Here is a 13,868-nt window from a genome sequence, read left to right on the forward strand (position 1 = left end):
AGTAGATTGTGAACCCATAAATTATGGAAAAGTAACTTTTTTGTCATTTTTAACCCTGTTTCAAAGGGGCGTGGACGGTTTATAGTACATTGCACCATATCCTGCAACTTGCTCTTAAAACACTGGTATATCAACTAAAACCCCAACCATAAAGCTTAAAATACGGCATAAAAAAATGGCATCCGGACAAGAAATGCTTGCCGAATGCCACTTATCTTCTATTTATCATTCACCACACCAAAAACGTGAAGATCGCGATATAATAAAACTCTTTTTCTATAGAAGGACTTTACTGAAACGATAGCCTCTCTTCTGGAAACCAATATGCTCGTAGAAAGAATAGGTTGTTGAAGTCACTTCACGGTTCGCTCCGGTGACAAACAATTGTTTCCCACCTTGCTGTCTGCCCCAATCCTCGGCACGAGCCATCAGACGACGGCCAATTCCGCCCCCACGATGCTCTTGCCCTACAATCAAGGACGTAATTTGTGCGGCAGGTTCCGGATAGGCATGACTTTGCACACATTGCAAGCCAATCACACCAATAATCTGTTCATCCACTTCGGCAACAAGCATGCATGCGTTTGGATTGCTTTCCAAACATTCAATGCGCTCTTTCATGACATTGGCTGTTGTGGGATAGCTGACCTCTCGCATCAGTCCCGTTACCGCTTCAGCATCTCGCAGTTCACACTCTCGGATCATCAGTACAGGGGCCTCAACATTATTGGACATGATTTACCTCCACTTTCAGCATATTAGCGGCTTGTACCGCTGTTTTACGAGCTTCTTCCACATCTTGGCCGGCACTTAATGCTACGGCCATTCGGCGTCCCACTTTGGTCTCAGGTTTGCCAAATACACGAACCTGAGTACGAGGAAGCGCCAGTGCTTCTTCAATCCCGCCTACAGTAAAGTCAGATGTTTCATCATTAGCCTTCAGCGTTGCTGAAGCTCCCGGTGTCAGTAAATGTACACCTGTGACCGGAAAACCAAGAATTGCACGCACATGCAGCGCAAACTCGGAACTATCTTGCGTTACCATAGTAACCATGCCTGTATCATGCGGACGAGGCGATACCTCGCTGAACACAACTCCATCTGATGTCAGGAATAATTCGACCCCGAACAGTCCATAACCACCGAGTTCATCCGTAACCAACTTGGCAATATGACAAGCTTGTTCCCATTGCTCTGGTGTCATCGCATGAGGCTGCCACGATTCGACATAATCCCCATCTTTCTGAATATGACCGATCGGAGGACAAAATACAGTCCCTGAGACAGATCTAACAGTGAGCAGCGTAATTTCGCTGTCAAACTTCACAAAGCTTTCCACAATGACACGTACGGATTTGCCACGTGCTCCCGAAAGAGCAATGTTCCAGCAATCCTCTACGTCATCCGATGTACGGCATACACTCTGCCCTTTACCGGAAGAACTCATTAGTGGTTTGATGACGCATGGTGTACCCAATTCACGAACAGCTTCCTGAAGTTGTTCCAGGTTGTCCGCAAAAAGATAGGCCGCTGTCGGAAGGTTCAATTGTTCGGCTGCCAGACGGCGGATGCCTTCGCGATCCATCGTTAAACGGGCAGCCCGGGCCGTAGGAACGACACAAAATCCTTCTTCCTCAAGCTCGAGTAAAGCTTCTGTTGCGATTGCTTCAATCTCAGGTACGATGTAATGAGGTTGTTCCTTTCGGATCAATTGTTTCAGAGCTTCGGCATTTAACATGTCGATGCAGTAAGACCGATGTGCAACCTGCATGGCAGGTGCGTTTTCGTAACGATCAACAGCGATCGTCTCTACTCCCAGTCGTTGAGCCTCAATAACGACCTCTTTTCCCAATTCTCCGCTGCCCAATAGCAGCATTTTTTTGGCTTGAGCCGAAAATGGAGCACCCCACATGTTCTTTCCAATCCTCCCAAAGAGAAATCTTCTATATCTATCTCTCTATTTTCGGGGTTTTGGTTAAAGAATGCAAGAGTGCTCCCTATTTTTCTTGTGAATTTTACAAGATTTTTTGTGTTTTTTCGATCAATTTTTACAAAAATCTGTATTGAGCTTCTATTAACCCATTATAAACTCCTTGTTTCTGGATAAGTTGCTCATGGTTTCCTTCTTCCTTGATTTCACCATGATCCAGCACGATAATGTTATCCGCATTTCGGATCGTGGAGAGACGGTGGGCCACCATAAAGGAAGTTCTTCCTTTCAGCAACACTTTCAAAGCCTCCTGAATTTTGAGCTCTGTTTCGGTGTCGATGCTGGCAGTTGCTTCATCCAAAATCAAGATTCGAGGGTCAGCCAGCAAGGCACGGGCAAAGGATAACAATTGCCGCTGTCCCATCGATAATACATTCCCGCGTTCTTCGACTTCCGTATCGTATCCACCCGGCAGCTTCATAATAAATTCATGGGCATTAACTGCCTTCGCAGCTTCTTCCACTTCTTCATTGGTTGCATCAAGCCGTCCAAAACGAATATTATCCCGAATGGTGCCAGAGAAGATAAACGTGTCCTGCAACACAATACTGATCTGGCTGCGCAGACTTTCAACCGTTACATCCCTTACATCCTGACCATCAATGGTGAGACGTCCGCCTGATATGTCATAGAATCGGCTGATGAGATTGATAATGGTACTTTTACCTGAACCCGTATGACCTACAAGTGCAATCGATTGTCCGGCATCTGCAGCGAAACTGATTCCCTTCAGCGCCTGTCTGCCCTTCTCATATTCAAACACCACATTGTCGAATACAATATCTCCTTTAATAGAAGCAAGCGGCTTGGCTCCAGGTTTATCCGCAATACTTGGCTCCTCATCCATAAACTCAAAAATCCGTTCGGAGGAAGCCATAGCAACGAGCAACTGATTGTACATCTGTCCCAGACGGTTAATCGGGTCCCAGAAGTTGCCGACATAGTTGGCAAAAGCTACGAGCAATCCGATTGTCAGCTGCCCTTCTTGAATCAGATAAGCACCAAACCAGAACAGGATTAACGTACCGAAGCCGCCCGTAATTTCAATCAGAGGACCAAAGCCTTGGTTCATGGCCGATGCTCTATCCCATGATTTTTTGCTCGACAGATTCATGTTGTCAAAATACTTCATGTTTTCTTTTTCCTGCGTATAGGCCTGAGTCACACGAATCCCCTGAATGGATTCATTCAAATGGGAGTTGATGCGTGAGTTCTTCATACGTACATCCTGCCAGGCACGGCGGATCAGCACACGCAGTTTGGTCGAAATAATAAACATGAGCGGAACCGTAATAATGACCGCGAGGCCCAGTTTCCAGTTGATCAGCAGCAAAATGACGATAATCCCCAACAACTGCACACAGTCAATCATGACATTGACCGCACCGTTGGTGAACAGATCCTGCAGGGAGTTGATATCATTGGTGACACGCACCAATACCGAGCCCGCAGGTCTTTTGTCAAAGAAGTTAAAGGACAGCTTCTGGATGTGTTTGAACAAATCCGAGCGAAGATCGTAAATGACCCGTTGCCCGATAATGTTCGTCAATTTGATTCGGTACGTATTAGCCGCCCATTGAATCAGATACAACACAAGTACAGAACCAGCAATAATATAAAGCATCGTCAAGCTTGGCAAACCCGTTGCAGGTGCAATTGCTTTATCAATCGCCAAACTGATCAAAAATGGAACGGACAATTTCGTAATGGTACCCAAAATCATCATTAGAATAATGAGTGGCAAGAGTTGTCTTGCATAAGGTTTCATGTAAGCGAACAAACGTCCGAACTCACGCCAGTTAAACGGTTTTTCAATTATTTCGTCGTCCTGATATACAAAACGTTCATTCATTTTCTTATCAGAGGTCTCTTTGACCTCGCGCCTATCGGCTACCGTTTCGGCACTCATGAATTCACCTGCTCCCCAGCCTCCCGCTTACCGCGGGCAATATAATCTGCGTATTGAATCTCATATACGTCCCGGTAAGGTCCAGGCTCTTCAATGAGACGTTTGTGTGTGCCACGTTGAACGACACGTCCTTCATCCAGTACCAGAATCTCATCTGCGTGACGCAGGGAAGAGATCCGATGCGCAATGATAAACGTCGTTCTTCCACGCATGACTTCCTGGAATCCGGATTGAATTTCATGTTCGGTCTCCATGTCGACTGCACTGGTTGCATCATCCAGAACGAGAATTTTCGGGTTTTTCAGCAGAGCTCTAGCAATTGCAATCCGCTGTTTTTGCCCTCCCGACAAGCCCATTCCCCGCTCCCCGACGACCGTATCGTATCCTTCAGGGAATTCCATGATGAACTCATGTGCTTTGGCCAGTTTGGCTGCACGGATAATCTCATCCATGGTTACATTTTTGAGTCCATATGAAATGTTGTTGCGAATGCTGGAAGAGAACAGGAACGTTTCCTGGAACACAGAAGCAATCTGACTCCGCAGGCTGCGAATTCCAATGTCCTTAATATTCTTGCCGTCCAGCTTGATGGTGCCCGAGTTCACGTTGTATGCACGCATCAGGAGCTGAATAATAGTTGATTTACCCGAGCCTGTTCCTCCCAGGAAGCCAATGACGGAGCCTGGTGGCGCATCAAAGTTAATATCGGTCACTGCCGGCATTTTATTGCCGTAAGCAAAGGTAACGGATTCAAAGGCCACATGCCCTTTGACTTGATCAGCCTCTACAATGACCGGATCTTCTGTCTCTTGTACATCTACCGGCGTATTCAAAAGTTCCAACACCCGTTCACCCGATGCTTTGGATTGCGTATAGTTATTGATATGGAAGCCAAGGTTCCACATTGGACCGATTATGTACCAGATCAAACTGAAAAAGGCAACGAGTTCACCGAGTGTTAACGTTTTCTGAATAACCATGTTTCCGCCAATGAGGAGCAGAAGAACTACGCTGACCGAAGCGAGAATCTCCATGATCGGAAAGTATTGACTCCATAATGTTGCTGCATGAATCTGGTTCGTTTTGTAACGCTCGTTACGGACGGCAAACTTCTCCACTTCGTGAGGCTCACGTGCAAATGACTTTACAGTACGCACACCTGTAATATTCTCCTGTACTGCTGTCGTCAAAGAGCTGAGTGCCAGCCGCATTTCTTGGAATGCAGGGTGAATTCGGGATTCGAATCTCAGCGCAACGAAGGCAAGCAGAGGAATACATATGAGCGTTAGCAAGGTAAGCTTCCAACTCATGGTCATCATCATGATTGCGCCGAATACGACCATCAGAACCATGTTGAGAATTTGAGCGAAGCCAAATCCGATAAAGTTACGGATCGCTTCGAGATCTCCCGTGAGGCGGGACATCAAGTCTCCCGTTTTGGCCGTGTCGTAATACCGGAAGGATAAAAATTGAAGCTTTTCGTAACAAGCGTTACGAAGTCGGTACGCCAAGAAGTTTCCGAGACGCCCTCCAAAAAGACCGTGTAAAAATTGCATTCCCGCTTTCAAAATAACGACACCTAATACCGTTAAAGCAAGTTTGGGAACGTCTTCAAAATTGCGCGGAGTGATGACGTCATCAATCAGTATCCTTAGCATGTTCGGATACACCAGTCCAAGCGCGGTCGCTATGGCGAGGCATAAGATCGATAAAAATAAATACGAGCGCTTCTCCCAGAAAAAGATCTGCAATTGCCTGAGAACATCCATGTCTCTCCTCCTCTTATATCGTTCAAAATCAGTATGAACATTTATGAAGTTTATCACCGTCCCCCCTTCGCGGCAAAGCGAATAAGCGACCATATTCAGGCTACTTTCACCTTAATGCGTCATTAAGGGAGGTAGATACCCTCCTATCAATCAAATGTTTGAATATTCTCTTCCTTTCAGGTTGTTCGTACCAAAAAAGGCTCCCTGTATACCTTTAGAGGCAGGGGCCTTTTTTGGTACAACGACAACATTTCAACATATCGCTGTATATCTCATTTCGCTTTTCAACCGTTTACATACAGACATGGATTTGAATACCTTTTATTCACATTCAATCTGCCCCAGTTGTACAGACAGACTCTCCCATTCTTCTGCAGGAATTCCACTGGTCAGAGTCTCATGGAGGGCACTCACGGCCTCCTCAAGTCTCTCTTCCAATTGACGGGATTGATGCTGCAAAGACTGCCCAAGCTGGTTGTCATAGAATTGGACCAGCTTATTTTCCGCAGCAGGCAGAACATCGATCACCATCTGTTTAATAACTGGGTCAAGTGCCTCCTGCAGCCGCTGTCGTCCATCTCCTTCGAAGAACTGTTTTGGATTACGGAAATAACTCAGATATGTTTTCCAACCCGAAGGTTCTTCCAAACGCACCTCGTCCAGGACAGGTGTACTCCAGCGTTCGTTCAGCGGCAACGACAGATCCATTCCTCCGGATAATCGTTTCAATTCATCTACACATTCGGTCACTTGTTTGTGCAGCCAAGTCTGACCCGCCTGTTCGAGTCGGAGTGTAGTGGCAAGCAGTTCCTGCTCCAGTTCGATGGCAATCATGCGCAGCAGTTCGCGACCGCAGGCTGCAAAGGCTGCTTTCAGATTCCCGCGATCCTCACGAAGAACGGATGGATGGAACGCTTCTGCCATGAACAGACCAAAACGATAACCCAGGCGCTGCCGCACATGGAACAGAAGTTCAGACGTTTCCTGAGCCAGTTCTGCCTTCATGGACCGTTCCGCAAGCAAATGTACCCTCTGAAGCGACTGTTCCTGGATTGAGCCCAGCTCATCCCGACGTCGCTGTAGAACCTCTTCCCCCTGAGTCGCATCCTCGGCACGTGTCTTCAGACGTTTTATCACCCGTGCGATCTCTTCAGAAGCTCCACCAACCGCAAGGTCCGCAAGCTCACTTCCTGCAAATCGGTTAAATTCTTCCTCGAACTGAATGAAGCCGGATTGCTCCAGCAATGTCGCATCGTTGCCCGTCTTGCCTTCCATTGCCAGCATGCTGGATACAGGAAATAGGCGTGGTGCCCGAATGCCATTACTGCGCAGCTGAGTACTCACATGGTCAAGAACCTGCTCCAACTCCTCTTCAGAGGAAGACAAATCACTTGCATTAACCACAAAGAACATCTGATCCATCGCCGAGCTGTCTTTGACGCGTCCCAATTGATTCAGGAACTGTCGGTCTCCTTGAGAGAAGGCATGATTGTAGTACGTTACGAAAATGAGTGCATCCGCATTCTTCATATAATTGAATGTGACGCCCGTATGACGGGCATTCACAGAGTCAGCCCCTGGCGTATCTACAAGGACAATGCCTTGTTCTGTCACATCACAACTGTAGTACAGGTCAATACTGTCGACAAAGCAAGACTTCTTCTCATTGGCGACAAAGTTACGATATCCGTTCAGATCCACCAGCACATCCTGGCCGAGTTGAGCTGCGGTATCCTCCCAGCCTGCTGCGGCTGCCTGCAAAAAGCTGTAATGCGGGCGCCCCGCTGGATGCACATCCTGTGGTGAAAGGGCTTTGACGCGTTTTTGCCAGTCTGCCCCAGGCTCGCCCAGTCCAAGCAAACGGAAGGAATACGCAAGATCCTCCTGGAAGGCGTCCGGGGACTTCATCCGGACCCGGGCAGTTCCATGCTCCGCGCCACCGGTCGGAGCCATGATCCGGTTAATTGCCGCTGTCGTTGGATGCGGCGAGACCGGTAACACGGCTTCGCCCAGCAGCGCGTTGGCGAAGGAGGACTTACCGGCGCTGAACGCTCCGAACAGCGCCAGCGTAAACGTGCCGCCCGCAAGCGAAGCCGCGCGTGCACGCAGATCCCGTACCGCCGACCCCATGGCGGGGTACGGCTCTACCAGCGCAGCGGCGGCTTCCAGCCGTGCCGCCGCTGCGTCCAGGCGCCGGCGGCGCTGTGCGCCAGCCGCCGACTGCCCGTGCACCGCCGCTTTGCGCGGCGGCGGTGCCCCTGGAGTCTGTGGCTGCGCAGCCACAGACTCTGCCGTGCCCGTGTGCGGGCCGGGTGCTTCACCCGGCTCGTGCGCGGGCACGGGCGGGCCCTGCACCTCCGGCAATAGCCCGGAGGTGAGGGGGCCCGCAGGCGGCAGCAGGCTGCGCAGCCCTGCTGCCTCGGCGTCGGCGGCGCGCTGTAGCGCCGTGTAGCGCGTCGCCGACGCGGATTGCGCCAGCAGCGCTGTGCGGCTGGCGTCCAGCGCCTGGAGCGTGGCTTCGCCTTGCGCGCCCAGCGCTTCAAGCAAGCGGTCGGCCAGCATCATGGCCGACCTGCGGTAACGGGCCTCAATCTCGCCCCGTATATCTTTGCTGAATTGAAGCACATACTCGGGAGATACTTCTGCGCTGGCGCTCCGTTTCATCTCCAGCAGTGCTTCATCTACTGTAGGCAGCTCCGCGTTCAGCGCCTGCTCCCACTCAGCACCCCACAGCTGATGGGCTTCGCCCAACTGTCTAAGCATGGTACGGATATGCACTTCTACTTGTCCCGAGACCTGATCATGCAGAAGTCTCACAAGCTCAGCGGCACGACGCAGTTTCTCCTGCTCGGTTTTACCACCAGAGAACAATAAGCCTACCCGGAAACCGGGTTTACGGCTCTCCAAATAAGCTGCCGCAGAGGTACGAATATCGGCAGGGGTTAGGTTCGCATTTGCCAGAAGGGGTTCCAACTCCGCCCGAAACTTCTCCCGTTCCCGTGATGGTTTGGAACGAAGTTCTGCTTCCTTTTGATCCAGGAGACCCAACTCCCGTTCCAGATGTTCAATACCTTCCTTGCCCCCTACTTCCTCCAGGAGCGCTGTCTCTTCCTCTTCGCGTTCTTCCGCACGTCTAGTCAGGTGCTGCTCAGTCACATGGCTCGCAGAGCTTGCAAGGCTGTGCTTGATTAACCCTTCCTTCTCATTCATCATATGTTCAATCATTTGAGGAAGCTGCTTCCACTGGCTGTAACGATGCTCCTTGTCCCGAAGCGAAGTAAACAGCAGACCATCATACCGGACTTCCCAGGCTGCAAAAATAGCTTCTACACCTTCAACATATTGGTCAAACGAAAGCTCCCGTTCCCGATGTTTATCAATCTGGTTTACGATTAGAAACAACGGTTTGCCCCAATCGGATAAACTTTTGGCAAAAGAAAGGTTGCTTTCCGATTGCACATGGTTATAATCCATCACATAGAACACCACATCGGCAAGATGAAGTGCTGAATGTGTTGCTAGGCTGTGCCCCTGATCGGTCGAATCCACGCCTGGTGTATCAAGTAATACCGCATCATCTTTCAGTAGGGGAATGTCGTCCCATACTTCAATGGAGGTGTATGCCCCACCATTCTTGCAATACTCTTCCAATTGTTCTGGCGAAACCTCAAGTACTCCCGCTGAATTGTCAGCGCTTACGTTCGATGACGTATAAATAAGTGCTCTCGGCTCACCGTTACGGATGGATACAACATTCGCACTTGTAGGTACAGGACTCGAAGGCAAAACCCGCTTGCCACATAAACTATTAATTAGACTCGATTTGCCTGCCGAGAAGTGTCCACAAAACGCAATCGTTAACTGTTTCATTTCCGCCTTACTGATCAAATCCGTTAAAGCCTGTACAGCTGTATGGTCCCCTGTCTGCTCCATCGCTTCTCGCAGTGGAAGCAGAGGTTTGGCCATCTCTACTGGGTAATCTGTTCTGGACATGACTGGCCTTCCCCCTGGCTCCTCTAATTTGACATCTGGTCCGATGTCTTTATCTTATAATTCATTTATTTTACCATTATCAAGTTTGAAATTGAACGGTTTGAAGGCAAGATGGCTGACAAAGAAAATTGCACATCGCAATTCTCCACATAAAAAAATAAAACCGATCCTGTCGGTTTTATCTGTGAAACGATTGTATTCCATAAGAAGCATGCTGCGTCCATGCCCAATGGGATCACCTTCAAAAGGATAACCCAGTGACATAGAAGCAGCATATCTTATTATTCCAAATCTCTTAAGAAACAGCGTTCTCCATCGAAGGCAGCAAAATTTCAAATACTTGTCCATGCTGCAGAATCGTAATGTCACGACCTTTGTCTCTCATGACAACCACTTCTGGTTTCGTGGACATACGCTCCAAATAATGTTCAGGCACATCGCCAGAATGGCTTACAGTGATGCCTTCTACTTCTTTTTCTTCGTTTTCAGCCATTTCCTGTTCAACGATTTGTTCGAAAATATCGGAGAAGGCCTCAAAATTGTCAGTGTACACGGAAATGCATTTCATGATTACTCATCCTCTTCTACTCATTAATTTATTTTTCGTTTTGGGGTTGTGGCACGTTCCTTATCTTTCCTGATTTGGGACGTTTTCATACGCTTTTTACCTTCTCTGCATATGTCCAGCAATGGACAGACATGACATTGAGGGTTTTGTGCCTTGCAATGGTAGCGTCCAAAAAATATGAACCGATGATGAGTTAAAGTCCACTCATCCCGGGGTACGCGCTTCATCAGTTTTTTCTCGACTTCAAGTACGGAGTCATCCCAACCTGCTAGTGCCAGCCTTTTGGATACACGTTCAACATGCGTATCCACCGCAATTGCCGGGACTCCAAATGCATTGGATACAACGACATTTGCAGTTTTCCGCCCGACACCAGGGAGCGTCACAAGCTGATCATGTTCCTGCGGTACATCACCGCCATACTGCTCTATTAAAATTCGGCACATGTTCTGAATATGCTTGGCCTTGTTTCGGTACAAACCGATACGCCGGATATCCTGTTCCAGTTCTTCGAGAGGAACAGACAGATAATCGGCAGGACTGGTGTACTTTTTGAACAAGTCTGCGGTTACCTTGTTTACCGTTTCGTCGGTGCACTGGGCAGACAATAGGACGGCTACAGTCAATTCAAACGCATTGCTGTGATTTAATTCGCAATGTGCATCAGGAAACATCGCTTCCATTGTTTCGAGTATATGCCTAACAGTGGCTGCATTCATGAAGAGCTACCTCCCACAAAATGACTCCACGAGGTGGAGCCTTACTTCGAAGCTTCTTTCGAGTACTTTGCGGGGACCCCAAAAATCTTGCAAAAAAAACGTCCTGATACGGGAAAGATCCCGCATCAAGACGGTCATTCTTTTGATCCTCGAAAAGAAACGATTACTGTTTTTGGATCTCCAGTACAACGTTGTTTAGGAGATACAATACAATATTATCATTATCTTTGAGAGATTGCACGCTTAAAGTGTTGTCACCCTGGTGAACAAATGCGCCTGTACCCAGTGCAAAACGATAATTCGTGTCAGATGTGGACTCACGTTTAACCAAAATTTGGTTACCGACTCCATCATAAGACCAGAACTGTTTGCTCATGACCGTCAACACTCTGAAACGGGTGGAATTATCCGTATCCTTTGTCATCTCAACACGGTCACCTACAGTAAGACTGCCAAGTGTGGTTAACGTAGATCCCGATTTGACCACTTTTACAGAACCACTAACAGGAACCGTCTCACTTTGACCATTGAACAGTTTCAGTGTAACTGACGAAGCATCAACAGATGTAACCTCCGCAAGCGTACGTTTAACGACTTGAACCGCTTTAGGCGTAGTTCCTTCAAATGTAACGTTAATCAGGTTGCCCGCTGTCAATTGTGACGCCGTAATGGTCTGACCACTTTCTCCTGTCAAAACCGCTTGATCGACATAGAACTGACTTGTCAGCGAATCCGATTTCACACGAACACGACCATTCGTCTCTACAGAAACTACTTCAAATTGAGCCACGGTGTTCAAAGCCACTTTCTGTACATAGTCCTGATTCGAACCCAGCGTAACTGTGACACTATCACCGATCTTCAGGTCACTCAGACTTGCTCCAGATTTGTTGTAAATCTCTATTGTTGGAACCGTAGAGTACGGCACCGTGATCGTCTGGTTTCCAGACAACAAACTGATTTTTCTACCCGCAGTATCAATACTGCTGATTGTGCCTTCGTATTTATAGATCACTTTAACGGATAACGCACGAGTTCCCACATAAGTCAGATCCAATTTGCGACCATCATTCAACAAAGATTCCAATCCAGCAAGTGTAGGCTTCGATGTGTTGTAGTCCAGCTTCGTTTTGTCATCCAGCGTGAATACAAACGGTTTTTTATTGCTGTCCAGAACCGTCAAAACTTTTGTTTTACTGTTGTAGGATACAACGGAAACTCCGTTCATTGGCTCCATCTGACGTCCGATCACTTGAATGCGCGTCACACGGTCTTCAGAGTTTAGCGTAAGTTCAACCTGATCTCCATTAGTTGCGTCTGTAATCAGATCATTCAGCGTAGCATCCTGGATTCCGTTAATAACTACTTCCGGTTTTTCTGCAAGCAGCTTCGCTTCCAGCGATCCACCTTCACGTTTAAACGTCAGTGTCGATTGGTTTCCACCGATCTCCACCAGTGTACCGCGTAAAGACTGCTCTACACCTTGCGACAATTCAATTGTTTGCAGGATGCTGTCTTTCACCGTATACTTCACTGCACTTCCCGCTTTGAGCTCAGCCAAGGAAAGGATTCGGTCTTGATATCGAATGATCAGATTATCGTTATACGTGTATTGCTCTGTAGTTCCCGCTGCATTGGTAAGCTTAATCGTTTTGGCAGAAGTCGTGACTTCAGCAACGACACCACTATCACTTTTGTTGACAATTCCGGACTTCACACGAACAACAACTGTCTTTTTGTCAGCCGAGAACGTCTCACGTTGTACTTCAATGGTGCTGTCTGCTGTAATATCAGACAGTTTGATTGCATTTCCATTTTGATCCATAAATGCTGTTGCCTCATCATAGCCGTACGTTTCATAATTCTCGCCTACAAACAAGCCAATTTTATTACCTGATAATGAACGAGCAAACGTACCTTCAACGCTTTCTACCTGCGGCGTAGCATCGACCACTTCGACATAGGAAGCCGTACCGGTAGTACCTACAATCTGAACTTTTGTATACAGCTTCACATCCGCAGACGATGCACGGGATTCACTGTCTTTTGTAAAGTAAGGCGTACTGCTGTTCACTGCGAAGTTAACAGCTTTTCCGTCCACAACCAGCGTAATCTGCCCATCTTTTAATCCTGTTACATAACCTGTGGATGTGTTCGCATACTTCGTATCCGTTAACGTTTCGCCGCGGCTAAAGAATGTAGCAAGTTGGGCACGAGTTACAGAGCCCGTTGGGTTAAACTTGTTGCCTTCTACACCTTTGGCCAGATCCAAACTTACAGCCAGATTGATGTACCCTTTGCCACTTTCGGAAATGCTATCATTATCTGCAAATCCGGTAGATTGATTGTTTTGTGCCTTCGCTTCAGCATCTTTGTTCAACGAACGGATCAGCAATTTTGTAATCCATTCACGTGATGCCTGCTTCTGCCCCCAGGATGTTTTGGATACATCCACAGTAGATTCTTCGGTTTTATCTATCAGTCCCAGTTGAAGCGCCAAAGCGACATATGGCTTGAAATAGTTTCCCACTTCCATATTTGTCGGTAATGCCGTAGCCGTGCTGTCGTTCAACTGGTTCTCCTTGTTCATAAAACGGATCGCCATCGTCACAGCTTCCTGCTGTGTTACCGCGTCTCCTGGACGGAACAGGCCGTTGTTACCGAGAAGAATGCCTTGATAGGCCAGTTTGTACACATGTTTCTCAGCCCAATATCCGACCTTGATATCACTGAACAAACCGGTTGGTGCAGCTGTATTGCTTACAGTTGCAGTCTGGCCTTGCCCCGTATCTGTTGATTCTGCTGCCATGGCAGCTCCGCCAGCGCTAAGGGCCATCATGCCTGCAAGCACGGCTGAAACTACTTTTTTAGAGTGTGATGGATTGTTATATTTAAAAGTCACCTGTGATTCCCCTCTCTC

8 protein-coding genes are annotated in these 13,868 nt (G+C 47.9%); all 8 read right to left on the reverse strand.

The window, feature by feature from the left end; all coding sequences use genetic code 11:
* Positions 1 to 276: 276 nt before the first annotated feature.
* The 8 genes from BUA17_RS09920 to BUA17_RS09960 all read right to left on the reverse strand — a co-directional run bounded on the left by BUA17_RS09920 (position 277) and on the right by BUA17_RS09960 (position 13,850).
* Positions 277 to 735, reverse strand: a complete 459-nt coding sequence (locus tag BUA17_RS09920; protein WP_062328403.1) for a GNAT family N-acetyltransferase — start codon at positions 733 to 735, stop codon at positions 277 to 279.
* Positions 725 to 1,912, reverse strand: coding sequence for a formate-dependent phosphoribosylglycinamide formyltransferase (gene purT / locus BUA17_RS09925; RefSeq protein WP_063563177.1), 1,188 nt, complete (start codon positions 1,910 to 1,912; stop codon positions 725 to 727). The genes BUA17_RS09920 and purT overlap by 11 nt, the downstream gene beginning before the upstream one ends.
* 136 nt (positions 1,913 to 2,048) lie before the next feature.
* Complete coding sequence (locus BUA17_RS09930) at positions 2,049 to 3,899, reverse strand: ABC transporter ATP-binding protein (protein ID WP_072733385.1); 1,851 nt, start codon at positions 3,897 to 3,899, stop codon at positions 2,049 to 2,051.
* Entirely contained in the window at positions 3,896 to 5,668 is a 1,773-nt protein-coding gene (locus tag BUA17_RS09935; protein ID WP_063563179.1) for an ABC transporter ATP-binding protein, read from the reverse strand. The genes BUA17_RS09930 and BUA17_RS09935 overlap by 4 nt, the downstream gene beginning before the upstream one ends.
* 321 nt (positions 5,669 to 5,989) lie before the next feature.
* Positions 5,990 to 9,661, reverse strand: coding sequence for a dynamin family protein (locus tag BUA17_RS09940; RefSeq protein WP_072733386.1), 3,672 nt, complete (start codon positions 9,659 to 9,661; stop codon positions 5,990 to 5,992).
* A gap of 295 nt (positions 9,662 to 9,956) precedes the next feature.
* Complete coding sequence (locus BUA17_RS09950) at positions 9,957 to 10,229, reverse strand: hypothetical protein (RefSeq protein ID WP_024630585.1); 273 nt, start codon at positions 10,227 to 10,229, stop codon at positions 9,957 to 9,959.
* Positions 10,230 to 10,252: 23 nt separating this feature from the next.
* Positions 10,253 to 10,948: an endonuclease III gene (gene nth, locus BUA17_RS09955; RefSeq protein ID WP_063566827.1), complete on the reverse strand. Its 696-nt coding sequence runs from the start codon at positions 10,946 to 10,948 to the stop codon at positions 10,253 to 10,255.
* Positions 10,949 to 11,111: 163 nt separating this feature from the next.
* Positions 11,112 to 13,850: an S-layer homology domain-containing protein gene (locus BUA17_RS09960; protein WP_072733388.1), complete on the reverse strand. Its 2,739-nt coding sequence runs from the start codon at positions 13,848 to 13,850 to the stop codon at positions 11,112 to 11,114.
* Positions 13,851 to 13,868 lie beyond the last annotated feature (18 nt).

The organism is Paenibacillus sp. ov031 (assembly GCF_900143165.1).
GTDB lineage: Bacteria > Bacillota > Bacilli > Paenibacillales > Paenibacillaceae > Paenibacillus > Paenibacillus marchantiae.

What these genes read in the sequence shown, in the direction of transcription:
- BUA17_RS09920 (WP_062328403.1), bottom strand. Translation starts at nt 735, where the DNA reads ATGTCCAATAATGTTGAGGCCCCTGTACTGATGATCCGAGAGTGTGAA.
- BUA17_RS09930 (WP_072733385.1), bottom strand. Translation starts at nt 3,899, where the DNA reads ATGAGTGCCGAAACGGTAGCCGATAGGCGCGAGGTCAAAGAGACCTCT.
- BUA17_RS09940 (WP_072733386.1), bottom strand. Translation starts at nt 9,661, where the DNA reads ATGTCCAGAACAGATTACCCAGTAGAGATGGCCAAACCTCTGCTTCCA.
- BUA17_RS09950 (WP_024630585.1), bottom strand. Translation starts at nt 10,229, where the DNA reads ATGAAATGCATTTCCGTGTACACTGACAATTTTGAGGCCTTCTCCGAT.
- purT (WP_063563177.1), bottom strand. Translation starts at nt 1,912, where the DNA reads ATGTGGGGTGCTCCATTTTCGGCTCAAGCCAAAAAAATGCTGCTATTG.
- nth (WP_063566827.1), bottom strand. Translation starts at nt 10,948, where the DNA reads ATGAATGCAGCCACTGTTAGGCATATACTCGAAACAATGGAAGCGATG.
- BUA17_RS09935 (WP_063563179.1), bottom strand. Translation starts at nt 5,668, where the DNA reads ATGGATGTTCTCAGGCAATTGCAGATCTTTTTCTGGGAGAAGCGCTCG.